Annotated in this window: 27 protein-coding genes; all 27 read right to left on the bottom strand. The window is 37.4% G+C overall.

The features are described from left to right. Positions 1–85: 85 nt before the first annotated feature. The 27 genes from WFY05_RS11935 to WFY05_RS11805 all read right to left on the bottom strand — a co-directional run bounded on the left by WFY05_RS11935 (position 86) and on the right by WFY05_RS11805 (position 22725). A complete protein-coding gene (locus WFY05_RS11935; protein WP_340113084.1) occupies positions 86–1162 on the bottom strand; it encodes a helix-turn-helix domain-containing protein in 1077 nt (358 codons plus the stop codon). 84 nt (positions 1163–1246) lie between these two features. Further along, on the bottom strand, positions 1247–1993 hold the full coding sequence (locus tag WFY05_RS11930; RefSeq protein WP_340113282.1) for an alpha/beta fold hydrolase: 747 nt from the start codon (positions 1991–1993) through the stop codon (positions 1247–1249). A 22-nt stretch (positions 1994–2015) separates the two neighbouring features. Continuing rightward, positions 2016–2858 carry a class I SAM-dependent methyltransferase gene (locus WFY05_RS11925; protein ID WP_340113083.1) on the bottom strand — a complete coding sequence of 281 codons (843 nt, stop codon included), beginning with the start codon at positions 2856–2858 and terminating at the stop codon, positions 2016–2018. An 18-nt stretch (positions 2859–2876) separates the two neighbouring features. Beyond that, positions 2877–3725: an SDR family NAD(P)-dependent oxidoreductase gene (locus WFY05_RS11920; protein ID WP_340113081.1), complete on the bottom strand. Its 849-nt coding sequence runs from the start codon at positions 3723–3725 to the stop codon at positions 2877–2879. Positions 3726–4015: 290 nt separating this feature from the next. Then, a complete protein-coding gene (locus tag WFY05_RS11915) occupies positions 4016–4402 on the bottom strand; it encodes a hypothetical protein (protein ID WP_340113080.1) in 387 nt (128 codons plus the stop codon). Between the two features lie 25 nt (positions 4403–4427). Next, on the bottom strand, positions 4428–5099 hold the full coding sequence (locus WFY05_RS11910; RefSeq protein WP_340113079.1) for a hypothetical protein: 672 nt from the start codon (positions 5097–5099) through the stop codon (positions 4428–4430). A gap of 39 nt (positions 5100–5138) precedes the next feature. Further along, positions 5139–6209 carry an alpha/beta fold hydrolase gene (locus tag WFY05_RS11905; protein ID WP_340113077.1) on the bottom strand — a complete coding sequence of 357 codons (1071 nt, stop codon included), beginning with the start codon at positions 6207–6209 and terminating at the stop codon, positions 5139–5141. Positions 6210–6252: 43 nt separating this feature from the next. Further along, a complete protein-coding gene (locus WFY05_RS11900) occupies positions 6253–6444 on the bottom strand; it encodes a hypothetical protein (RefSeq protein WP_340113076.1) in 192 nt (63 codons plus the stop codon). Then, positions 6431–6658 carry a DUF8691 family protein gene (locus WFY05_RS11895; protein WP_340113075.1) on the bottom strand — a complete coding sequence of 76 codons (228 nt, stop codon included), beginning with the start codon at positions 6656–6658 and terminating at the stop codon, positions 6431–6433. Before WFY05_RS11895 ends, WFY05_RS11900 begins: the two co-directional genes overlap by 14 nt. 123 nt (positions 6659–6781) lie before the next feature. Continuing rightward, on the bottom strand, positions 6782–9451 hold the full coding sequence (locus WFY05_RS11890; protein ID WP_340113074.1) for a winged helix-turn-helix domain-containing protein: 2670 nt from the start codon (positions 9449–9451) through the stop codon (positions 6782–6784). 551 nt (positions 9452–10002) lie between these two features. Continuing rightward, positions 10003–10713, bottom strand: a complete 711-nt coding sequence (locus WFY05_RS11885) for a DUF4386 domain-containing protein (protein ID WP_340113073.1) — start codon at positions 10711–10713, stop codon at positions 10003–10005. A gap of 72 nt (positions 10714–10785) precedes the next feature. Continuing rightward, positions 10786–11778, bottom strand: a complete 993-nt coding sequence (locus tag WFY05_RS11880; protein ID WP_340113072.1) for a linear amide C-N hydrolase — start codon at positions 11776–11778, stop codon at positions 10786–10788. A 14-nt stretch (positions 11779–11792) separates the two neighbouring features. After that, positions 11793–12623, bottom strand: a complete 831-nt coding sequence (locus WFY05_RS11875; RefSeq protein ID WP_340113071.1) for a class I SAM-dependent methyltransferase — start codon at positions 12621–12623, stop codon at positions 11793–11795. Positions 12624–12629: 6 nt separating this feature from the next. Beyond that, positions 12630–13757 carry a C45 family autoproteolytic acyltransferase/hydrolase gene (locus WFY05_RS11870; RefSeq protein WP_340113070.1) on the bottom strand — a complete coding sequence of 376 codons (1128 nt, stop codon included), beginning with the start codon at positions 13755–13757 and terminating at the stop codon, positions 12630–12632. A 33-nt stretch (positions 13758–13790) separates the two neighbouring features. Next, the gene (locus WFY05_RS11865; protein ID WP_340113069.1) at positions 13791–14492 is read right to left on the bottom strand and encodes a hypothetical protein; all 702 of its coding nucleotides are present in this window, start codon (positions 14490–14492) and stop codon (positions 13791–13793) included. A gap of 11 nt (positions 14493–14503) precedes the next feature. Next, positions 14504–15145 (bottom strand): class I SAM-dependent methyltransferase, encoded by a 642-nt coding sequence (locus WFY05_RS11860; protein WP_340113068.1) that lies wholly within the window; start codon positions 15143–15145, stop codon positions 14504–14506. 6 nt (positions 15146–15151) lie between these two features. Next, a complete protein-coding gene (locus tag WFY05_RS11855; RefSeq protein WP_340113067.1) occupies positions 15152–16159 on the bottom strand; it encodes an amidohydrolase family protein in 1008 nt (335 codons plus the stop codon). Between the two features lie 92 nt (positions 16160–16251). Continuing rightward, entirely contained in the window at positions 16252–17427 is a 1176-nt protein-coding gene (locus WFY05_RS11850) for a serine hydrolase domain-containing protein (RefSeq protein WP_340113066.1), read from the bottom strand. Positions 17428–17443: 16 nt separating this feature from the next. Then, complete coding sequence (locus WFY05_RS11845) at positions 17444–18007, bottom strand: nitroreductase family protein (protein WP_340113065.1); 564 nt, start codon at positions 18005–18007, stop codon at positions 17444–17446. A 140-nt stretch (positions 18008–18147) separates the two neighbouring features. After that, entirely contained in the window at positions 18148–18711 is a 564-nt protein-coding gene (locus WFY05_RS11840; protein ID WP_340113064.1) for a DUF4386 domain-containing protein, read from the bottom strand. A 17-nt stretch (positions 18712–18728) separates the two neighbouring features. Further along, entirely contained in the window at positions 18729–19082 is a 354-nt protein-coding gene (locus tag WFY05_RS11835; RefSeq protein WP_340113063.1) for a heavy metal-binding domain-containing protein, read from the bottom strand. A gap of 8 nt (positions 19083–19090) precedes the next feature. After that, positions 19091–19447, bottom strand: a complete 357-nt coding sequence (locus WFY05_RS11830) for a heavy metal-binding domain-containing protein (RefSeq protein WP_340113062.1) — start codon at positions 19445–19447, stop codon at positions 19091–19093. A 32-nt stretch (positions 19448–19479) separates the two neighbouring features. Then, on the bottom strand, positions 19480–19677 hold the full coding sequence (locus tag WFY05_RS11825) for a hypothetical protein (protein ID WP_340113061.1): 198 nt from the start codon (positions 19675–19677) through the stop codon (positions 19480–19482). Between the two features lie 532 nt (positions 19678–20209). After that, entirely contained in the window at positions 20210–20815 is a 606-nt protein-coding gene (locus tag WFY05_RS11820; RefSeq protein WP_340113060.1) for a hypothetical protein, read from the bottom strand. Positions 20816–20835: 20 nt separating this feature from the next. After that, positions 20836–21813, bottom strand: a complete 978-nt coding sequence (locus tag WFY05_RS11815; protein WP_340113059.1) for an NAD(P)-dependent alcohol dehydrogenase — start codon at positions 21811–21813, stop codon at positions 20836–20838. Next, positions 21794–22003, bottom strand: a complete 210-nt coding sequence (locus WFY05_RS11810; protein ID WP_340113058.1) for a hypothetical protein — start codon at positions 22001–22003, stop codon at positions 21794–21796. Before WFY05_RS11810 ends, WFY05_RS11815 begins: the two co-directional genes overlap by 20 nt. Before the next feature lie 11 nt (positions 22004–22014). Beyond that, positions 22015–22725: a DUF6090 family protein gene (locus WFY05_RS11805; RefSeq protein WP_340113057.1), complete on the bottom strand. Its 711-nt coding sequence runs from the start codon at positions 22723–22725 to the stop codon at positions 22015–22017. Between the last annotated feature and the right edge of the window lie 17 nt (positions 22726–22742).

Raw genomic sequence — 22742 nt, 5'->3', positions numbered from 1 at the left:
GCGAGAAACAAGGCGCATCGCCTCAGCTTAGAAGGTGGCACTTTATTGTGGTGTCAGCCTGAAAGTTGGCACCCGAAAATAGATGTTACTTAGTGGTTATCAGAGAGAAATACTGCGATGGTGTTTGGCCGGTACTTTTCTTAAAATACCGGTTAAAAGATGACTTTGAATTAAATCCGCACTCATAAGCCAGCGACAGAAGTGTTAGCTGTTGATTTTTGGGAATGGAAACCAGACGTTTGAATTCTTCCACACGATAGTGATTGATAAATTCATAAAAATTCTTTCCTTCTTTTTCGTTTATCACCTGCGAAAGGTAATTGGGATGAACCTCAAGTTCGGCAGCCAGATCATTAATCAGTAATTCGTTTTTAGTGAACAACTTTTTGTCATTCATCAAACCTTTCAGTTTCTGGAACAACTCTTCCGAAAGGTCTTTTTTCAAGCCTGACTTTAAATATTTTCCCTTTTCTTTGCGCGCTCTATCAAGTTGTTTTTGAGGATAAACGGCGATTTGTTTAATTCCGAAAAATCCCATCACGAAAACAAAAAACGTAACCGTTAGAAAATCGTAAAAATCATCCACGTCCAGAATTACCACCATCCAGATAACTGCCATTCCCCACACCAGGATTCGCAGCCAGTTCAGGTTTATTTTTTCAATATCCGAAAACTGATTTAATATATTTTTTTTATGACGATTCAGCAAAATGATTGACCATATTTGGTACCCAATTCCGGTAATCAAATAACCCCATAATAAAAGTCTCATAAATAACTCATATCCCAATCCATTATTCTGGTAGATATAGATTTTTTCTTCAGTAGGAAGTAAAAAATAGGGAATCAGATAAATAAAGGCCGCGCTTACAGGAATAAAATGAAGCAACAAAAGTTTTTTGTTTTTTGGTAACTGACGTGTTGACGATGCCACATAAAGGTAAAGCATCACACCATGAATCATAGGAAGAGGCAGACTGAATCCCAGTAAAAATGGATAGTTCAGGTTTTCTTTGGTATAGTTCATGAAAAACAGGAACATATGCACGGAGATTAGAAACATCCATACAATCAATATTTTATCGGATTGTATTTTGTTCTTCTTGAAAATGAGAAGCAACTCAAAAAAAACTGCAATGCTTATTCCGGCAATAAATATCATTCTTAAAAAGATTGGATGATAAATTTATTAAAAGTATACAAATTTCTTTTCAAGTGCATGATTACCCTATATAACAGTAAGTTGCTATTCCGAATTATCCATAAAAAGTTGAAAAAACTCATCCTTGTTTGACAACATTGCTGGATGGTTACCCTCTTCAAACAAATGAATTTTTAACGCCGGATTTTTTATTTGCAGTTTCCTGTATATTTTGTCTAAATGACTGCAATATTCATCTTGCAAACTTCCGGTTAGAAGTGTTGAAACATTCAGTTGTGAGATAGGCTTACGAAAAAATGATTTTCCTGTCTTAGCAAAGTCAATGTTCACCTCGGTATCTAAATCTACTACTTTTTCCCAACCTTCACCATGCATAAGTCTCCAGAATAATTGAGCTTCTTCGTTCTTTTTGTCACTTTCCCTTTCTTTCCAAATACTGTTCACATATGACTCCAGAGGAAATTCTCCCTCAAAACTATCGGCCACCAAAAATTTAACTTTATCCGGATGTTCAAGAGCGAGGTTAATGCCAACCAATGCACCTCCGCTTGTGCCAATCACGTTAATTTTTTTAAGCTTCAATTCCTCCAACAATGCATTTGCAACCTCGGAATTGTAATACCAAAAATCTGTTTCGAACTTCTCTAATCGTGAAGATTGTCCATGTCCGGGAAAGTCAAAAACTATAACCTGATATTTTTCGGAATATGTATTTATAACCGAGTCAAACATTTTGGAAGAAACACTATTCCCATGAATTAGTAAAAGCGGTTCTCCTTTTCCTGAAATTTTGTAATAAACGCTGTTTCCCTGATAATTAAATTGTGGCATCACGAATAAAAAGGATAATATGCTAAGATTTTCTCATTTTACAAAAAGTTACATTCTCCCCACTCCATAAATTGCCATCAGCAGGAAGTACGTTCTCGCAAAATTCGATTTCGGTAAAATCAAATGTTTTTAAAAGACGCATTAAATCATCATGCGAAAAATAGTGCGTCCAAAACCGGTAAACGCTGGTATTTTCATCTTCAGCAACAATATGTTGGTTGAGTATCACTTTTTCTTTTTCATAGAAAAATGATTCTGAAAGCGTTAAATAGGGATTCTCTCTCCAAAATCCCTGCCCAGCAACTTCCCAGTTTTTCGGACTTACTTTTTTATCCAGATCTTTATCATTCAATACATCGAAAATTAGAGTACCGCCGGGTTTTAAAACTTTTTCTATTTTGCTTAGAAGTTGATTTCGTTCTTCAGGTAGAAGCACACCCAGATCGGTGTATATCATCATTACCAAATCAAATGCATTTTCCGGCAAATCCAGGTCCAGGTAGTTTTTATTGATGTATTCAATATCCAGGTTTTTAGCTTTTGCTTGCTGCTTTGCATAATCGATCGAGTTTTCAGAGAAATCGACTCCGGTTACTTTATGACCTCTTTGTGCGATTATTTGTGTGTATAAACCCGGACCACATCCCAAATCAAGGATTTTCATTTCATTATCCTCAACCTGTTCAAAAATCCATTTGATTGTTTTTTCAACAGTTGACTTTTTTCTACTGGCGAGATCTATATCAGGATGCAGGTGAATCTCGAGCAATTGTTTTGAAATGTGCGGATCGGTCCACATCACATCTGTTCCTTTTTCGTAAAGAGCAGGTTTTCCTGCGTATTTAACTATTTTATTTATACCCATTTTTATTAGTTTATCAGTTTATGTACGTTGCGTTTCTTGTTTTGTATTCTGCTCTATGCTTTCAAGTTTTTTTTGAAATAAGTAGCGTACCAGCGAGCTGTTCATATAAAGCCACTTTGCAAAACGCTTTTTCCTTCCTGGAATAAAAATAGTTCTATTTTTTTCTAACGCCTTTAAGGATTGTGAAACAACGCTCTCCGGTGTCATCCATGAAGAATCAGGTATAACACTTTTGTCAAAGTTTTTCAGATCTCCGGATTCATGAAACTCTGTACTCATGAATCCGGGACATAGTGCCTGTATTTTTATACCCGACCCCTGTAATTCGAGGCTGAGGTTTTGCGAAAATGTATTAAGAAATGATTTAGTAGCATCATATAGTGCATTGCCCGGTGTTAATATAAAAGCACCTATTGAAGATACATTTATAATAACGCCCTGTTTTCTTTTGCGCATAATTTGAAGAGCAGCATAGGTAAATTGTACCGATGCTTTTATATGCACATGAATCATACGCATATCTTTTTCAACAGGTACATCAATGAAATTACCGAGTGTGGCAAAACCGGCGTTGTTTATTAAAATATCAAGATCTGAAATTTTTTTAATATGGTCTGCAACTTTTTCAATGTCTTCATCAAGAGCAAGATCAGCCGGTAATATTTCACATTGAATGGAATGCTCCGATTCAAGTCTGGTCGCAATATCCTGAAGTCGATCCTTTCGTCGTGCAATCAATACCAAATCAAATCCGTATTCTGCAAGCTTTTTAGCAAAACATAATCCTAATCCAGCAGAAGCTCCCGTTATTACAGTTCTTCCAGCATTATTATAGTTCAACAGAACTTTTTTTTCTTTGATTTTCACTTGTATGTAATTTAGTTAATGTATTGTATTTCAATTATCAAAGGCAGTAGGTATTTTTTACTGCCACGAAGCCGTGGAACTCGCATAGATAATTTATTAATATCCTTCTGTGTTCTGTAGACAATGCTCCTTTCATTTTTTGTTTTTATTAGATCTTTTGACCTTAGCCCGGATTATTCATAAATAATCCCTGTCTCCGACAGCGACTAAGATTACGTAAAATCTTTTTTTAAAAGTTTAACTTCATCTAAGTCGGGATTAACCTGAACTTAATTCATCTTTTTGAAAATTTATGAATAGTTCTGGTTAGAATTAAAATAGGCAAATAAAAAGAATGTACTTATCAGGGTCAGGTGAATCCATAACGGAAATATTCTGGCTATTTCAATGTAGCCAGAGTATACCGCATAAATCTGAGCCAAGACAATTCCGGTTATAACAGGGAATACAGTTAATACTAAAATTCCTCTGCGTTCAACTGGTTTTATACTTCCCCAAATTAAAAGTGCTGTCCAGCCGACCATTAAAGCAGCTCCCATTCTAAGCGCATATCTGTATTCGGGAGTTATTGCAACTTCCTCATGTTTAAAGAAATATGCTCCGAGTTCCGGAAAAATCATAATAACAGCGGCCAGGGCATCGGTAATGGCACCTATCCAAAATGCAATTTTCAACATTTTTATTTGTGTATGGAATATCATTTTAAAATCTGTAAGCAATTCCCAAGTTAACGTGCATTGGAGAACCTCCGTAACTATTCAACTTTTCGGTAAAGGGTAATTTCACTTCTAAATGTGTATCCAGCCTTTTCTTTACTGTAAATCCACCCTCAATTCCAATCTGGAACCTTCCACCGGCACCTTTGTACCAGCCATCTACAACATCTTCGTAATAGGTTTCTTTGTAGAAATCAGTATGCTCAATCTTATTCAGAAAGATTTTTTCATATTCAGTCGTGAATGCAACAAATCGTTTCTCGCCGTATATTCCAAATGCCACCTCATCGGCTGCAGCAAATCTTTTAGAATCGAAATTCTTTGCCGACATGCTTCCGACTGATAAATTCAGGTTGTTTACGATTTTGAATTTCCCTTTTCCAAAAACCGGCAGAATACCGCCTACTTTAAAATCGTTGTTGCTGAAATTGGCAACGGATGAGCCAAATTCTGCGTATCCTACAATGTTTTGATTTAAAAATCCGACATCAAACTTGCGTTCATAACCCAAGGTAAGCATGGTTGCAGGCTCTATTCCTGTTCTCAAATAAACCCTGTTATATACGTCAGGGTCATTATTTATTATCGTTTGCCCTGACAGCTGATTTAACGTGAACAGCAAGGTCATAGCAATAATAATTGTTATTATATTTTTCATTTTGTTTGTTGTTTTCTGTTTTTTGTTTAAAATCTACTTCTACTGAAAATGATTTCTGATTAATGATGCGATTTCATCCGGTTTTTCCCAGGGGCCGGTATGCCCAACTCCTGAAACCTCAATTAAATCCGATTGTGGATAATACTGCATTTGCATATCGGCATACTCAGGTAATTCATTCAGTACATTTTCACTGCCAATGAATAAAAACCTTCCCTGGAATGAGCTTAGACTTGAGGTGATATCGAAACTATTCGATTCTATAAAGTCTAGGTTATCATCAAGGAGTAAAGCTCCGCTTCTCCAATACGGAGTGTTGGGATCAGCATGAAATTCAGGCTGTGATTTATCGGCCTGGCTTACGTTCATCATATATTGATAATCGGCTCGCTCGTGGCCATCCGGAGTAAAATGATCGTGAGCAAGCAAATACTCTTCCAGCCATTCTTTCCCGATTTGGCTTAATACAAACGTTGTATTATCCTTAATATAATCCCAAACTTCTACAGATAACGGTCCCGGTTCATAGGCAACAATATCTTTCACTTTTTCAGGATAAGTATTGATATATCCTGTAGCCAGTGTTCCTCCATACGACCAGGCAAATATATAAACCTGAGAATCAGAAGATCCTGTTTCGTTTTCCTTAAGCTGAAGATAATAATCGATAATGTCGTTTAAATCCTCAACGTACAAGTCAAAGCTCAATTCACCTTGATCAAAACGTGGTGAAAGACCACCTCCACGCTGGTCGTAAAAAACACAAAAATATTCATCCTGAAGTTGGCTTATTCCACCGTTGGTAACTGTTCTTTCCTCGGGATACCGCGAAGCGTTTTCAACTCCTCTCTGGCTAATCATTGGTCTGTAATCACTTCCCGGACCTCCATGCAGAAAAATAATAATCGGGTTTTCAATGTTTCCCATCGTTTCAGCGTGAAACAGTTTCCCGTTTATTTCAAGCCTTGGCAGTAAAAGATCTTCCGTTACTGTTTTCGGAAGCAGATTACCCGGTTCGTCCATGTCATAGATTTCTTCATCGCATCCGAAAAAAGCAACGAATGCCCAGATAAAAATTGATAATTTCAAGAATTGTTTCATTGTTTTCATGACTTTGTTTTCAATTGTAATTGTTTTAAATTTTCTGTTGATTTTAAGTTGTTTTTGCAAGCATTGAACTAATGATCAGCCCTAATCCAACCCCAACCATAAGGCAGGCTGCAGAAGCCATTACTGATTTTTGAGGCATAAAAAATCCGGCACACAATCCGAGTAGCGATAAGGCTCCGATTATCCATGCATCTGAAGTTGTGATTTTGTATTTATTTAGTTTAATTGTTTTCATGGCATTGATTTGATTGGTCAATTTTTTCCACTGAAATAAGTTTCAGGTTTAAATCGCGAATTTTATTGATGACGCCATATATAAATGCTTCGTCTCGTGCATCTCCCAGCAAGATGGTGTGGTCTCCTTCAATCACAATGTCGAGTCCATCAAACCAGTCTTTCCAGGATGGATTCAGATGACCTTTGATTTTTATTTTAATAATGCTGTTCATTTTAATTTTGCTTTAAAATCACAATCCAAAGGTCTTGATCATCCAACAAAAAAAAATCACCCAGCAGGGTGATTTAAGGGGGTGATTTTGAATATTTAAAATGTTGTAAAAACTATTTATTGATTAGATTATTCCAATCTGCTTCGCCTTTTTAACCGCATCAATGCGGTTGTCAACTTCAAGTTTGAGGTTGATGTTTTTCAGGTGGGTTTTTACGGTGTTTAACGAAATAAACAATTCATCGGCTATTTGCTGGTTGGAATATTCTTTAGTCAATAGTTTAAGCGTATCCAGTTCACGAGAACTTAATACATCTTCGAAACTATTATTAAATGTTTTCTTTTCATTTTCAAATCCCTTTAACAAAAGGTTTAGATAATCTGTTGAAATTGTATCTAAAATTTCATTTGACTTAATTGCTTTTTGTTTTTTTACTTCTTTTAGAATCTTTTCAATTTCAATGCCTTCATTCAAATACAATCTAACCAAACTTTCATCCTGGGTTAGAACTAACAATTCTCTAATACTGTTAATCGCATCATCATTTTTCCCTGTCTTGATGAATACCAGTGCTTTCATAATTTCCACTTCAGCAAACAACTCAACTATCTTGCTATTCTTTAGTTTCAATGATAGTTCCTCAAGAATTGTCGCCGCTTTTTGGTATTTATTAAAAGATATGAAATAACGGGCACTTGCTATACCATATAGAATGTGTTCAATTGGATTATTATTTGTTGGGTTAATTAGTTGTTTGTATAATGAATCAGCTTCATTTTTCATGCCTAGCTGAGATAACAACTTTAGCTTTAATGCAAAGGATAAAACAGCTAAATGATGTCTCGAATTATTCAGGAGTCTTGGTTTCTGCTTTTCAATAGTTTCAAGAGCTGTCCTGATTTTACCGGCTTTATAATAACTTTCAGCCAATAATAATAATCCGACGCCTTTAAATGACATACTCACCAGATTCTGTGATAGTTCATAACCTTTTAATGCATTTTCGATGCCTGAGGTTATATTTCCCTGTTCGGTATATATAAAGCCAATTGTTGAATACAATATTGATGAATACAGGTTAAATTTAAATCCTTCTGTGTACTTTTTCTCTTTATACTTTTCAAGTAGTTCCTGGCATATTTTAACTGATTCATGATATTTCCCTCTAAGCTTTGAGAAATATGCAAAATGGAATGTTTGTACAATTTCTAAATACGTATTATCGATATTCTTTGCATAATCCAATCCAATAAAAAATGAAGATGTGCATTTTTCAAGGTCGAACTGCAATAATTCAGATAATCCCTTTCCATAGTATGCCCAGGAGTTCCAAACATTGTCATTATCATTTAGATGGTTGACGGATAGATTAGCAAAGTATGCAGCACTTTCTACGTCACCCATGTAATCTTTAAGAAGGGTATTGGTTGTATAGAGTCTTCCTAACAGCACCTTGTTCTTATTTTTGATATTTTCATCATGAACCAAAACATTTAGTCTGTTTAAAAACTCTTCGGCTTCAGCTAATCTTCCTACAATTATTAAAGTCCATGCATGCATAACACCGAACTTTAAATTTGAAAAAACCTCTTTCTCAGGAAAAAAATCAGCAAATTTTAAAACCACGGCGTATTGAGAAGTTGCTATCAGGTGATCAATAATTTGATCAATGAGTTCAAGACCTTTTTTAATATTTCCTGCTTGCAGTGTATGCTCAATGGCATGTAATGGAAGCTTGTTCTTTTCAAACCAGGTTCCCGCATTTTGATGCAAGGTTTTAATTCGATGTCCATAGATTCGATTCAGCCTTTGTTCCAATAAATCGCCAAACAGGTGATGATAACGATACCATACTCTCTCATTATCCAACGGAATGAGGAACATATTGTTTTTTTCAAGTATCTCTAACAAATTTTGGCTATTCTTTTTCTCAAGAACCGCATCACAGAGTGATCCTGATAATCTATCAAGTATCGAAGTACAAAGAAGAAATTCTCGCATTTCATCATTTTGAATTGCAAGAATCTCTTCCATAAGATAATCCATAATATACCTGTTGTTACCTGCTAACTGTTCTATGTATTCAGAAATATTATCCTGACCTTTAAAAGTCAAAGACACCAACTGTAATCCGGCAATCCATCCTTCCGTTTTTATTTTGAGTAAGTCAATATCTTTATCGCTTAAACTTAATTTAAGTTTCCGGTTAAACAACTCACCAATATCGCTCTTCGTAAAACTTAATTCAGCTGATCTTATCTCAACAATTTCATTCTGACTTCTAATTCTGGAAAGAGGTATTTGAGGATCTTGTCGGGTAATAATTACAAAATGAATGTTTTTAGGACTATTCTCAAGCAAGAAAAGTAGAATGTCTGAAATTTGCTGATTATTAATTAAATGAAAATCATCCAACGCTATTAGAATATCTTCTTCGATTGGCAAAAGTTCATTAATAAACGACTCAACAATATAGCTAATTTTAATGGTGTCTGATGATTTAAGTAATTCTAAGGAGTTATCGCCGATACTATTATCAATATTTCGGATACTGCTAAATAAATACTTTAAAAAAACTACTTGATCATTATCCCGTTCATCCAAGGAATACCATGCAGTTTTAAAATTATGTTTATAAATCCAATTACTAACAAGTGTTGTTTTTCCATATCCTGCAGTTGCTGAAACCAAAATGAGCTTTCTTTTCAATCCCTGGTCAAGTTTATCGAAAAGCGAAGGACGATGAATGACATTTTCTCCTGATTGAGGTATATGCAGTTTAGTTAGAAGCATACTTGATTAATAGCTAATAGTTTACGGCTGAATTTGATTTAAAGATAACACTTACACCGGGAAAAGCCAGTTTTGCAGAAGATGATCTGCATTAATCATTACTGATTTTTAATCCATCAACACTTTTACAAGTGCCTGATTTTTATTATCTGTAACAAAATAGTAATCATTACAGCTACATCAATTAAAGTGAAGAGGATAATTTTGAGAATGGTTATTTTATGGTAAGCGGTTTTAATTTTTCTCTATTCTAACAAATGTAAAACCTGTGGTTCTCTTCTAAATGGAATTGCAGGTGTTTTCTTTGGAAACACCAGGGCAAGTGGAGCCACAATTTTATAGTTTTCCGGTATTCCCAATTTGTTCAATAGTCTTGGATCTTTGATTTCAGTTCCAAAATTCATCCAGCAAGTGTCCAGTCCTTTTGAAGTTGCAGACGCATAAAATAACCGACAGCAAGAGCGTAATCAGCAACCAGGTTTCTCCAGGAAGTTTCTTACCGACCTTCTGTTTCTGTATAATTCTGATAAATTCATTTTCTTGGTTGGTTACTACCGTTTAATTGAAATTCCTTTAATTAGAAGCCAGCATCCACAAATCAATTCAAATAGAAAACTAGGCAAAGTCAGTGCCATTAGATTCATTGCCGGATTGATAATGGAAAAGATTCCGTATATAAAAATCAGGGAAAACGAAAATATACCAAATCCGGAAATAAGTTTTGGAATGAGTTCTGACCTGTATAATAACAAGGAAAACAGTATCATTTCAATTCCTAGAAATAGCATTGGGACTGAATTGAGTGTGCTATGCTGCTCAAACGCAAATCCGGTTAGTATATGAATGTTGTTTTCAATTAATGCAGGGAATTCGTTTGAATGAATAAGTATTTGCAATGCAAAAAACGAAAACAAGGTTACCACAGCCATTAGCAATGCCTCCACAACTTTTAAAATAAAGGCAAATTTTGAAATAATTTTATCGACGTGCCTAAGCAACAGGAATAAACTGTATCCCAAAGCTACCAAACCCACTGCCAGAAACATTTCAAGCAGAATTCCTATGCGAAACAGAAATTCATTATTAATGATATTTTCAGCTGTTAAAACCGGATTTTCTTTAACTAATAATTTTGACTGGATAAACACATAGCCAAGGGTTGGAACAATTAAATTGAACAAGAAAGTTATTCCAGCTATCTTTCCCGCTTTGTAAATGATGGACTTTTGTTCCGTCGTTTTATTTTCTAATGTTGTTTTCATTTTAGTTTTTAAAAGAAGTAATTCATGGTCTATTAATCAATACATTGGGTTAATTCTTACGAATCCGGAATCTTACTGAGTTGTTGAATAACTGGCAATTTCCTCCTTTTCATTTCCTAAAATATGATTAATAAATTCAGACTTATTGCATATTGAATTTATCATTTCATGGTTTATCGCCTGACTAAAAATCAACCAGTTAGCTTTAACTTCAGGATTTTCATTAATATGAATCGTTTTACTATTGGTATCTGAAAAATTACATTCACTTAAGTATAAAAATCGTATGGCTTTTTGGGATTGTGTTCGGTAATAAATCTTCAGATTTTTAATGTCATAAACTATCTGCCATTGGGTATTGTTTCTTACTGCATCAAGCACAGAAAAACTGTAATCTATCGCATTCTGCTCCTTATATTTCTCGATTAATTCTGTTGCTTTCTTAAATCTTTCCAATGAATTTGTGACGTCAGTTGGGCGATTATTCCTCACGTTTTCCTGAGAACTTTCATTTTGCCGTATTGAACTTTCTAATGTACTATTGGATAAAACTCCCGCCTCACAGGCTTCGTTCTTGTAAATCAACATTTTCCCATTTAAGAATTCAAAAATAGCGCTGTCTCCATTTCTGTCCATCGTGTTAAAATGAATGGGAAATTTGGAATCCAAATCGGATATTCGTACCCTAGAACAAGATTCAATTATATCATTCACAGAACCGCAGGTATCAAGCATGTATTGAATCCACTGGTGAGACATTAATGCAGGTCGGGTATCTGATTTTTCATAAATTGAATCTTCCAAATACAAATGTTCCACAACCAGTCCTTTTTCATTTATGCCGCCATGTGGAATATCCTTGCTTATTTGATTAAAAGTGACACTACCAAATTTTGATTTCCATTCTGCCGGAATTTCCTTGCTTCTTTTACTAAAATAGGCTCTCTTTTTTTGTCCACGTGGATTGATAAATACAGTTCCAATATCACTTTCCACATCCAGATTTCTTCCAAAAATCAATTCTGAGTGGGTTTTAATTGTAAAGGTTGTACAGCCGTATAACATGTGATTAAATGAATTTAATTGCTTTCCAGTTCATAATAAACTGTCCACTGTATTTTTCTGAGAGAATCAATACTTTGCAGAAATTTTCTGAATGGCAAATTGGCTTGATCACTGTCAAGGTAACACCAATCCTGAATATACCGGTAATTATGGTTCCAGTTTTCTATTTCGTTGCTGTCGGCAATCCCAAATTTAAAGACTGTTTCCTCACCAAGTTTTAATTGCTTTTTCATTTTTACAGCCATTGTTTTACCCCGCCATCCGCTTAGCCATTTTGAATTAAATACCTCAAAAACGATTTCAGGGTTGGTGAACTTTTTATGAAGCTGATGAAATAAATTCTTTACATCCACCGGCTCGCAATACATGAAAACGCCTTCAGCCAACAGAAACACGTGATCACGTTCTATCTCATTTAGCCAATCGAATTCAAAAACTGATTTCGCAATTTGTTTGTACCGCTCTGCCGGCGGAATAATCTTTTCTTTAATGGCAATTATTTCAGGGAGATCCAGATCGTAAAACTGGATTTGACCATTATCAATCCTTTTAAACCGGTTATCCATCCCACAACCAATATTTACAATCGCAGCATCAGGAAATTTTTCAATAAAACTTGTGGCAAATAAATCATACTGCCTGGCGCGAAGTGCAATGTGATTAATCAGACTCCTTTTAATTTGATTTGAATTAAAATCTGAAAACCCGGTTTTTTCTTTTAGCGTTTCAAATGTGTTTATAGAATCCGTATCATTCAATATCGGATAATCGGAAGTAGCATCCAGTGCATGACATTGCAGTGTCAGAAATGCTGTTTTTGCTACTTGTCCAATTTTTGTTTCCATTTTACTTCAATTGTCAAAACTGTGTTTTTTTACTTTCATTTCACATGGATTCCCTTCGTAAATCCAGAAACATTTTTCCTGTGGCTGTGCAATAAAAGAAACCAATGTTTTGTAATTATATTTTAGTCCTTTGGGATGTTGACAAATGCTTTTCCCTTCCGACTCATCTCCTTTTTCGCCATGGTCGCTGGCCATTTCATACATAACATGCGTATCGATTAAGCCGTCATGTTTTTTGAATAGTGCAGCCATTCGTTTCGAACGGATTTCGGCATTAAGTGTTTGTTTCATTTCAGGTGCCCCGTTCAAATGCTGCAGTTCCGGAGAAGTTATAAGATTTGTATTGCCCCGGTACCCGTTCTCAACAACTTCATATGCTCTTTTCTCGTAGGTACATTCCACCCGCATGAATTTATGGGTGTCTGCAATATAAAAATCGGTTCCCAGTTCATGATTGGGAACTGATTCAAAATACTCCTTCACCTCTTCAACGGTTGAGCAGGTATTTAGGACTTTCATCAATACCAGCATAGGAGGCCTTATTTTCTTTTCAGGTGCAGGTTTTGTCCACAACAAAGAACCAGCAAAAGTAAGGCCTTTCTCGTTCATTCCATGGTTGTAACCGACCCATCCTGTAAAGGCTGTAACTTTATATCTGAATCCTTTATCGGGATTAACATGCAAAACCCGTTCAAACTTTTGGGTCATGGGTTCTTCATCGGCATTCATTCCAATCAGCGGTTCATTATTTAAGGTACTTTCACCGGCAGCGCCCCAAACAGAGCAGGTTATAATATTTTCTGTGGAAATATTCAACGAAAGTACATCAATGTATGGAAGTTCTGCGCCTTCAGCAATTCCCTTCATAAAATCAATGGCATCGGGATGATATTTTTGAATTTCTTTTTCATACTCCCTGGCCAGAGATTGCCATTTTTTAATTTCCTTTTTAAACGTAAAATACGTTGGGATAAAATACCACATGTTGGGATTAAACACTTGTGACCCCGGCTTTTTTGCCAATGAAGCCATCAGGTAAGACATTTTTGCGAATGATTTTATTTCTTTTTTGCTTTCTTTTCCGAACTGGCGGCCCATTTCGTAAAATGAACCATGAAGATTTAATTCTTTCATGACTTTAATATTCTCTAATTGTTTTCTATAAGTTTAATTCGTCAATACTTTTCGAACGGCATCCGGCCACTCTACTTTACCTTTTTTATAGAAGCAGTATTTGCACACGCCTGAATCTATGGTTGAGACTTGTTTCAAACCAACACCCAGCAGTTCGGCTGTGGTAAAGTCAAAAAATGTACAGTAAGGACGAATATCGCCTTCACCAATCGATTCCCAGAAAGCTACCATCTGGCAGTTTCTGGTTTCAACGCTCATGTTGAAATCATCGGTTTCTTTACCGTCAATAACACGGGTTGGCCAGCCGTTTTCAGTAACACTTTTGCCAACCTTTTTCAGGTATTTTCGCATAAGTTTGCTCAAATAAACTTTACCACCCAGTTTCAATAGAAAAGAAGGGACTTTCTCTCCTGATTTACGAGCATCTTCAATCGAGAACCGGACAAACTCTTCAGTACTGATTCCGGTTGCTTTCATCCCTTTTTTCAAAGCTGCCATTTTCCCCGCAGTTGCCATTAAGGCATCATACATGGGCGTATTAAAAGTTGGTGTTTCCTGTACCAATTTTGGATATTCCTTTTCGGCCACCGAATAAACCTGGTTGGTTGCTGATTCTCCAAATTTCAGGATCATTTGCTTTCGTTTCGATTTCAAATATTTCGGAAAGCTCTTGATTAATTTTACTTGCTTCTTTTTATTGAACGCCGGATTTGACACTTTTTTTATTGTTTCCATTTTTTATTGATTTATTGTTTGATACAACGGATGTAAAATGCCCTGGACTTGTTTCCCAGCAATGTGCTTTTCGAGATTTTAAATCCGTTTTTAACAAGAAGCTGCTCCACGCTTTTTTGAGTTGTTTTTTCTTTTGTGGCATCCTCCGAAGGTTTCCCAAATGTTTTTAGGTAGCGGATACCCATGGCCATCCTGTTAAAGAAATTCATTTCGGTGATGGCAAAGGATGTAATAATCAGTACACCACCTTTTTTCAGCACCCTTTTGCTTTCCAGAACAAGCTTTTCTGCATTTCCAATTACATGGATGAGATTGGCCATAAAAACCGTATCAAACGTTTCCTCGTCAAATTCAAGATCAAAAGCATTCGCCTTTATATATTTCACATTCTTCAGATATCCTCGTTTATTCCTTGCAGCAGTAACCATCTCTTCCGAGTAATCTGTTGCCGTAACCAGCGTCGATACTTTTTGCAGACTCTCGGTGAATAAACCGGTTCCGCAACCCAATTCGAGTACTTCACCCAGGTTTTGTTCTTTAGATAATTCAGCTTGCATGAGCGATAAGATATTATCACCCACAACCTGTTGCTGTTTTTGTTCGAACTCGTCAACAAACTGACTCCAGTATACTTCTTTATTGGGATCACTCATAGCCAACTAATTATATAATTTTTCAAATTCCGGGAATAAGTTTAAACCGTTGCGATATGACATTTTATTGTATTCTTCTTCGGTGAAATCGCCGTCCTTTTTAAGATTTTTCGTGGTTATTGCTGCCAGCTTGTTAATACATAGGTCACTACCAAAAACGATGTTATCGGGACCAGCAAAAGCCTGGAGGGTTTTAACAGCAGATTCACCTGAAACAACTGCCGTATCGTAGTACATCTTTTTCAAATGGTTTAATCCTTTGGTTGGTTCGCCATTCACAAGAAAATCATAAAAGGTCCGGATGATCGGGGGTTTTTTATCTTTCTGCCCGTATTCAATACCAGCCAGTCGCCAGGCTAAAAATGGAATTGTTCCTCCTCCATGTGACAGAATATATTTGATGTTCGGGTACCTGTCCAAAACACCACGATACATCATGTTCGCCACTGCACGTGTGGTATCAAAAGTTACTTCAATCAATGCATTGGGTATTCCCAGTTTAAAGTCAAATGCTTCTCCCGGATCGTTTGGATGAATATAAACTATGGCGTTTCTCCTGTTTAATTCTGTAAAAAATGGTTCAAAAGATTCATCTCCTAAATATTTCCCAGAATAGTTGGTCAACAGACAAACTCCATCTAAATGCAGCGTGTCGAGCGCATAATTCATTTCATCAATGGCAGCTTCCTGGTTTAACATTGGAATAGTCGCAAAACCGCCAAAACTTTCCGGGTATTTTTGTTTTGTCTCGGCAATGATTTCGTTTGTCATCCGGGCCAGTTTTTCAGAAAACCCATCCGGAAAATCAATCCCTTTAAAATATACTCCGGGTGATGAAATGGATAACATGGCAATTTTGATCCCGTTTTCTTTCATTTTTTTGAAAGAGGTTTCTACCGTCCATTTTGGAAAATCCACTCCTAATGAGTTTTTCACACCAGCGTCTTTTAAAGCATTTACATACTCTTTTGGAAAAATGTGATGGTGTACATCGATTTTGTTAGTTGTTTTCATCTCTTTATATTTTTTTAATTCTTTATGTAATCGTTGAAATTCATACCGATTTATTCGGTACTCATTTCATGATTAATTACTTTTTGATTTCGCTATTCAATTGCGGGTAAAATGTATTTATCCAGAATTTTATATTGTTTGACCTTTCTTTGGAAGTTAGCACCCGTAAAAACAACCACCGCGTTTAAGTCCGGGATTACCATGATTTTCTGTCCGCCCCAACCAAGTGCGAAAAACATTTCCCCATATTTTCCACTTTGTTTTGTCCACCAGGTATAGGCATAACCAACATTTCCCAAATCTTCTCCAGGGACTTTTATACCAGTATTTCCGGCGTAAGGTGTAGCACATTTCGATACCCATTCTTCGGACACGATTCGCTGGCCATTCCACTTTCCTTTATTCAACATCATAGCACCAACCTTTACCATGTCACGAGGGGTTAGTTTTAATCCTCCTGCACCCTGAATCTGGCCGCCTGACGGAAATTTCAACCACCAATCAAATGAAGTAATGCCTAATGGTTCAAACAGGTATTTCTCTGAAAATTCATCCAGTTGCATACCGGTTGCATTTTCTAGTATTTCTACTAAGATCTGAATATCTCCGCCTGAATAGTTAAACCTTGTGCCCGGCACTGCAGCAAAATCACTACCAAGCACATAATTTATTGGGCCGACATCCGAGAAAAATATTGCAATTTGATCGTTTTCAACAGAGCTCAGTGATATGGCCCATTCTTCCCACTGCAAACCCGAAGTCATTGTCAGAAGATGTTCAATGGTAATGTATTCCTTATTATTTATATTTAAGTGCTGATAATCTGGCAAATAGTCAAATATTGATTGATTTACACTTTCAATAAAACCTTTGTCCATAGCTATTCCGATACATAGGGAGGTTATGCTTTTTGTATCTGATTGAATACAGTGTTGCATTTCACTGTCCCAGGCAACCCATTCACCTTTATGACCGGGTGCATCCCATTGGTAAGTATGCCCCGGGAAATATTCTTCAAGCACCAGTTTATCATCTTTGTAGATTAAAATGGAATGAACTTCGCCGTATTTACCCCTTTCAATCCGGTCCACCACATCGGTTATAAGTGAAGTATTGAAGCCTAACTGCTCCATTGAAGCAACTTGCAAGCCGTCGGTTGTTTGCTCCGGAACCTGGTAATTACGACCGTTGCTGGTACTATTACAACTTGCAGTGGCCAGAACAAAAAGTAATGTTACAATTCCTGAAAGTTTTACTGGTAGTTTCATCTTTTCTTATTTTGTATTATTTAATCACTTTTAAAATTTGAGCTTCTTTTCTGGAAGGAATACCCGGAATTTTTTTCGGATAACCCAGAGCCAGGGGAGCAACAATTTTGAGATTTTCGCTTATACCTAATTCGTTTCGCAATTCAGGACCTGGTTCTCTGCCAAAGTTTACCCAGCACGTTCCCAGTCCGAGGGAAGTAGCTGAGAACATGAAGTAACACGCGGCCAATGCACAATCGGCAACCAGGTTTTTCACCTGTGCATCTCCCGTAATAAATACAACTGCAGGCGCGTGATAGAAAATATGGAACGCTTCGTTTTGTAGCATCTTTTCGTATTTCTTTGCAGGATCATCGGGATTGGCAGCAATGCGTTCAAGAAAATTCTTTTTGCATTCAGCCGAAATCCGGTCGATCATTTCCCGGTTGCGGACAACAATAAATTTCCATGGTTGCTCATTGCCTGCACTGGGAGCTAAAATGCTGTCATGTATTATATCCACGATTAAATCCACAGGAACAGGTTTATCCTGGTAGTTCCGTACAGATCTGCGGTTTCTAATTAATTCAGATAAATTCATAATCTTTAGTTTAACTGGTTTGCAAAATGATTCTCTCTGGATACCCCGCCCCTAAAGGGAGCAGAGACAATCAATTCGCTCCCTTTAGGGAAAGGGGTAAACGAATTCATATTTATAACCAATATTTTCATTTTCTGTAATTAGCTTCTAATTGAAATTCCTTTTCTAATCAGCCAGACTCCCAAAAAAAATTCATTTAATATGATTGGCAAAGCAAAGAGTAGAACCAATTCGCCCTGTGGCTGATAGACATTTAAATAAATGATGAGCAGAACACCGGCCCAGCCCCAAATGCTTATAAAGCGGGGCAACAGTTGGTATTTAAACAAAACCGTGTAAAAGATCAGAGCACCGCCACAAAAAAACAGCGGGATCAGTGTTCCGGTGTGAAAGGCACGCAGTTCAGTACCATTCGTTAATGCCAGGAGAGGCAGCAGAGCGGCAGAAAGACAAACCAGTGCCTCCACCATCCGAAAACCAAGGTAGCCGATAGCTGCACTTTTCCAGACCCGTTTCAGAACCGGGAACAATAAAATTCCGATACCCATAACTGATATTGCATTGAACATTTCCAGTATTACTCCGGCAATCAGTAATAATTGTTCGTTGGCGGTTTCTATCAATCCACCTCCGACAAGACTGCTTACCATTGCTGTAAGAAACAGCGCACCTGAAGCTTTTATGGCTTTATTCGTTGATATCATTTTTGGTTCTTTTAGTATTATTGAGCTTGTACTATTGCCACCGTATTTGGTTTCATTTTAACTGCAACTCCCGAAACACCTGTTCCACCGCATGATGAATTCGTGGTCATCCGGACTTTTATTATAGCGTCGGCTCCCAATTCGGCTGCTTTCTTTTTTAAATGATTAACAGCTGCATCAGCATCACCGATAACATCGGCTGCGAAAGAACCCATCACAACATATTCCTGTTCCGGTACTCCGAAATAGATCTCTATATTCTCCGCCAGGGTGGGACTGTAGGTTTTACTTCCTGTTTGCGGATAATACGCATAGAAACAACTGTTTAAGAGTGTCATTAGTAATGTGAAAGTTATTGCTCTTGTTTTCATGGCTTTGATTATTTATGGCTTAATTCATCAAATTTTACAGCTGTCCCGGAAGCAATTACGGCGTTTGCCAGTACTCCGGAACCAATTTTCAGGCGAAGATTGACAATACCGTCAGCACCCAGTTCTGCTGCTTCTTTTTTTAGGTATTTCACCGAAGCTCGTCCATCGCCCATGGCATCGACACTGGCAACCACTTCGCCGATTACAGTATAAGGTCTGTTGGCCTTTTCTGTAGAATAAACTTCAACGTTTTTGGAGTTTACAGGAGCATAGTGTACTTGCGAGTTACTACTGCTCAAATGCTCAACACAACAGCTTTCGATCAGTATGCCCGCAATAATTAAGGTTAAGATTCTTGTTTTCATGGCTTTGATTGTTTATTGGCTTTTAATTGTTATCAGGATTTGTGTTTTTCAAACAACGAAATAACAGGTGCAATAATTAATCCGAGGCCCACTCCTGAAATGATGGCGCCAACGAATATTAATACCGATGTTTGCAGATACATTATACCTACTCCCAGGCCGATCATTGTTGTGCCGCCAATGGCCCAATTGCTTTTCTCTTTGTTTTTGTTCTTTTTTAATGTTTCCATGATTCTTAGTTTTTGTAATTAAATTTCGATGATGTAAAGGTCTCTTGAATCGTGACGCAACGCTAATCACTCATGGTGAAATGAATAGCAAGTTTCGCGAGGATGTATAACTGATGATGCAGCGGCATAAATTATGATGTAAGAGCCTTAAAAAGGATAAAACTCGGACCCATTTTAGAACATCTTTTATTTGACGCATTCGCCTGGTATTAACTGATTTCATAACTGACTTTTAAGCTCTCGTGTTCTGTAATTACTGATGACATTGTCACGTTCTTCACTGATCTCCTATGGTTAAATGTTTTACCGATCACGAATTTCAATTTGCTCCCAACAATAATGTGTGGTTTTCTTCTTTGATAATATCAAGGCCATCAAACCAGTCTTTCCAGCTTGAATCCAGATGCCTTTAATCTTTATTTTAATCGTACTATTCATTTCAGTTCTAACTTTAAAATCATAACCTAAAGGTCACCATCATCCGCTAAAAAAAATCACCCCGCAGGGTGATTTTAGGGGGTGATTATTACTACTAAAATGAGTAGCCAAGCGTCAAGCCGAAATCCAAACCGGAGGCATACTTGTATGTTTTTGCCCAGGAATCTCCGTCAGTAGGCACAACATCTTTCCATTTGAATTCTGCACCGATTGGTGGACCATAACCCAGCCAGTAACTGATCGTGAATCCCGACTTCCATACATGGGTTTGCCCAATACCGGGACCAACAAAAAAGGAATCGAATTGGAACCGGGCGTCATCATGAATCCCGTCGAGGTTCATGTACCTGACGTTGAAATCTAAAAAAGTATTTCGGTAAGCCGATTTAAACAGCCCCAGGAAACGGGTGTCGCTAACGAGCGGCAGAATGTATTTATAGTGAATCCCGAAACCGTATTCTTTCTCTTCTGAGATACCCGGGAATGAACCTCCGCCCTGCACAAACAAGGCGTGTTCCGGACTCAAACGCAATTCATAAGCTACGCCGTAACGTTCGAAAGCTAATCCGGCGATATTGAATTGAATTGAATGACGGTGGAACATGGCAACATTATCTTTTTTAATGTCAGTAAAATTTTGAGCGAACACGGTCGATGCTGTCAGCAAAAGCGCCATTGCTATTAGGATGATTCGTTTCATGATTTTGGTTTTTAAGGATTCTAATATTCAATTCGAATAACAACATGCCCTTTTTTATGACCGGTGTCCACATAAGCGTGTGCTTCCCGGATCTGCTCCAGGGTGAAGGTTTTATCAATCGCAGCTTTTAATTTTCCCTCCTCAATCAGGCTTTTCAGAAAGTTGAGGTTCTCGACGGTGTAGGGAGCGACGCCACCGATCACTTTTTTACTGCTTTTTATCGAGAGTTTAATGCCTTCAATAATACGGGAAAGTTCCAGGTGAACAGCCGACAGGTACATGCCTCCCTCTTCGAGTAGATTCACACACTGCGTTATCGGTGCTTTGCCAATGGTATCGAAAATAACGTCGTAGTTGGCGTCCGCTTTCGACAGCTCAACTTTGGTATAGTCGATCACTTCGTTGGCTCCCAACTCTTTTACCAGCTTCACATTTGCAGTGCTGCAAACACCGGTTACTTTGGCTCCAAAAGCTTTGGCAATTTGAACCGCATAAGTCCCGATTCCACCTGAAGCTCCGTAGATCATCACCTTTTGCCCGGTGCCTACATTTCCTTTTTTCAGGTAATGCAAAGCGGCCAGTGCACAATGGGGTACAGCTGCAGCTTCTTCAAAGCTCATTTTTGAAGGCATTTTTGCCATTACGGCTTTTTCGGGCAGACAAATGTACTCGGCATAAGCACCAAAAGCGGCTCCGCTTGAGGCAAAAATTTCGTCGCCAACCTTATATTGAGTTACATTTTTACCAATGGCTTCAATAGTGCCGGCCAGTTCAACACCCAGCACTTTTTTGCGCGGTCCTTTAAGACCCATAGCCAGTTTTACCGGAAAATTGAATATGGAAGGGAACACGGCTCCCCTGATGCGGGCATCAGCTGCATTGGCGGTTGTAGCCATCACTTTTACCAGGACTTCGGTGTCTCGAGGCACCGGATTGTCGACTTCAGTTACACGAAGGACTTCCGGCGTTCCGTATTTTTCACAAACTACTGCTTTCATTTTTTTGCGGTTTTTCAGTTACAAATGGAGCGGCGATCAATCCCACTGCGACTCCGATCAGCAACGAGGCCAGGAAAAACATGACAGAATATTTCAGCAGGATAAATCCTACACCCAAACCCATCATTGTTGTTCCTCCGATTACGAGTGAACTCTTGTTTTCGTTTCTCTTTTTCTTTTTTGTTTTCATGACTTTAAATTTTATTGATTTTTCAGTTCAATTTGAATTTCTGTTATAATGGCGTCTATTTCAGAAATTGCTTTGTTGTAAATCAGGTCTTTGGCTTTTGTGAGGTAAATACTTTCAACCAGAAAATTTTGAATTTCAACAGAATAGAGCCTTTCATGTTTTATGATCTCGAGTGTGGCATAATTAATCACTCCTCTTATTTCGGGATACAGCTCATTTAATATAATTTCCCAGTGTATGTCTTCCAATTTATTCATGCTGGTGTAGGTCATTTCCAGCTTTTGAAGCCCGCTTGTGATTTTCGAATTTTTAAGCAGTTGAATAGCCCCACTGTTGACCAGCGTTTCGTAAATATTCTCGCTGCGGTGGAAATCGGAATACTGTGAAAGTTCCATGATGATAACAGCGATCGAATCGGATTTGTCTGTCGCCTTGTTGTTTATCAACTGACCGGCACGTTCATACCTTCCTGAATAATAATTGTTGAAGTCTCTTACCCCGGTGAGTTCACTGCGATCCTCCATTAACTGACGAACGATATTCTGATAGGATTTTACAGCTTCTTCGCTATCCAGTCTTCGCGAATTCCAGTTATTGATCTGCAAGGCCAACAGAATCCCAACAACCAATAAAAAAATTTCTCCGGCCGCATAAATCAAATAGGAACTTAACTTGTTTTCAGCACCAAGCCTAAACTGAATATGTCGAAAAATACGTAACATTTTATTTTTGATTTTAA

The organism is Maribellus mangrovi, assembly GCF_037646455.1.
Taxonomy (GTDB): domain Bacteria; phylum Bacteroidota; class Bacteroidia; order Bacteroidales; family Prolixibacteraceae; genus Draconibacterium; species Draconibacterium mangrovi_A.
The sequence above is the reverse complement of the archived record's forward strand: the minus strand, read 5'-3'. Positions and strand labels throughout refer to the sequence as shown.

Excerpts from the sequence above, each read along its gene's own strand:
- WFY05_RS11935 (WP_340113084.1), bottom strand. The coding sequence starts at position 1,162 with ATGATATTTATTGCCGGAATAAGCATTGCAGTTTTTTTTGAGTTGCTT.
- WFY05_RS11930 (WP_340113282.1), bottom strand. The coding sequence starts at position 1,993 with ATGCCACAATTTAATTATCAGGGAAACAGCGTTTATTACAAAATTTCA.
- WFY05_RS11925 (WP_340113083.1), bottom strand. The coding sequence starts at position 2,858 with ATGGGTATAAATAAAATAGTTAAATACGCAGGAAAACCTGCTCTTTAC.
- WFY05_RS11915 (WP_340113080.1), bottom strand. The coding sequence starts at position 4,402 with ATGTTGAAAATTGCATTTTGGATAGGTGCCATTACCGATGCCCTGGCC.
- WFY05_RS11910 (WP_340113079.1), bottom strand. The coding sequence starts at position 5,099 with ATGAAAAATATAATAACAATTATTATTGCTATGACCTTGCTGTTCACG.
- WFY05_RS11905 (WP_340113077.1), bottom strand. The coding sequence starts at position 6,209 with ATGAAAACAATGAAACAATTCTTGAAATTATCAATTTTTATCTGGGCA.
- WFY05_RS11900 (WP_340113076.1), bottom strand. The coding sequence starts at position 6,444 with ATGAAAACAATTAAACTAAATAAATACAAAATCACAACTTCAGATGCA.
- WFY05_RS11895 (WP_340113075.1), bottom strand. The coding sequence starts at position 6,658 with ATGAACAGCATTATTAAAATAAAAATCAAAGGTCATCTGAATCCATCC.
- WFY05_RS11890 (WP_340113074.1), bottom strand. The coding sequence starts at position 9,451 with ATGCTTCTAACTAAACTGCATATACCTCAATCAGGAGAAAATGTCATT.
- WFY05_RS11885 (WP_340113073.1), bottom strand. The coding sequence starts at position 10,713 with ATGAAAACAACATTAGAAAATAAAACGACGGAACAAAAGTCCATCATT.
- WFY05_RS11880 (WP_340113072.1), bottom strand. The coding sequence starts at position 11,778 with ATGTTATACGGCTGTACAACCTTTACAATTAAAACCCACTCAGAATTG.
- WFY05_RS11875 (WP_340113071.1), bottom strand. The coding sequence starts at position 12,623 with ATGGAAACAAAAATTGGACAAGTAGCAAAAACAGCATTTCTGACACTG.
- WFY05_RS11870 (WP_340113070.1), bottom strand. The coding sequence starts at position 13,757 with ATGAAAGAATTAAATCTTCATGGTTCATTTTACGAAATGGGCCGCCAG.
- WFY05_RS11865 (WP_340113069.1), bottom strand. The coding sequence starts at position 14,492 with ATGGAAACAATAAAAAAAGTGTCAAATCCGGCGTTCAATAAAAAGAAG.
- WFY05_RS11860 (WP_340113068.1), bottom strand. The coding sequence starts at position 15,145 with ATGAGTGATCCCAATAAAGAAGTATACTGGAGTCAGTTTGTTGACGAG.
- WFY05_RS11855 (WP_340113067.1), bottom strand. The coding sequence starts at position 16,159 with ATGAAAACAACTAACAAAATCGATGTACACCATCACATTTTTCCAAAA.
- WFY05_RS11850 (WP_340113066.1), bottom strand. The coding sequence starts at position 17,427 with ATGAAACTACCAGTAAAACTTTCAGGAATTGTAACATTACTTTTTGTT.
- WFY05_RS11845 (WP_340113065.1), bottom strand. The coding sequence starts at position 18,007 with ATGAATTTATCTGAATTAATTAGAAACCGCAGATCTGTACGGAACTAC.
- WFY05_RS11840 (WP_340113064.1), bottom strand. The coding sequence starts at position 18,711 with ATGATATCAACGAATAAAGCCATAAAAGCTTCAGGTGCGCTGTTTCTT.
- WFY05_RS11835 (WP_340113063.1), bottom strand. The coding sequence starts at position 19,082 with ATGAAAACAAGAGCAATAACTTTCACATTACTAATGACACTCTTAAAC.
- WFY05_RS11830 (WP_340113062.1), bottom strand. The coding sequence starts at position 19,447 with ATGAAAACAAGAATCTTAACCTTAATTATTGCGGGCATACTGATCGAA.
- WFY05_RS11825 (WP_340113061.1), bottom strand. The coding sequence starts at position 19,677 with ATGGAAACATTAAAAAAGAACAAAAACAAAGAGAAAAGCAATTGGGCC.
- WFY05_RS11820 (WP_340113060.1), bottom strand. The coding sequence starts at position 20,815 with ATGAAACGAATCATCCTAATAGCAATGGCGCTTTTGCTGACAGCATCG.
- WFY05_RS11815 (WP_340113059.1), bottom strand. The coding sequence starts at position 21,813 with ATGAAAGCAGTAGTTTGTGAAAAATACGGAACGCCGGAAGTCCTTCGT.
- WFY05_RS11810 (WP_340113058.1), bottom strand. The coding sequence starts at position 22,003 with ATGAAAACAAAAAAGAAAAAGAGAAACGAAAACAAGAGTTCACTCGTA.
- WFY05_RS11805 (WP_340113057.1), bottom strand. The coding sequence starts at position 22,725 with ATGTTACGTATTTTTCGACATATTCAGTTTAGGCTTGGTGCTGAAAAC.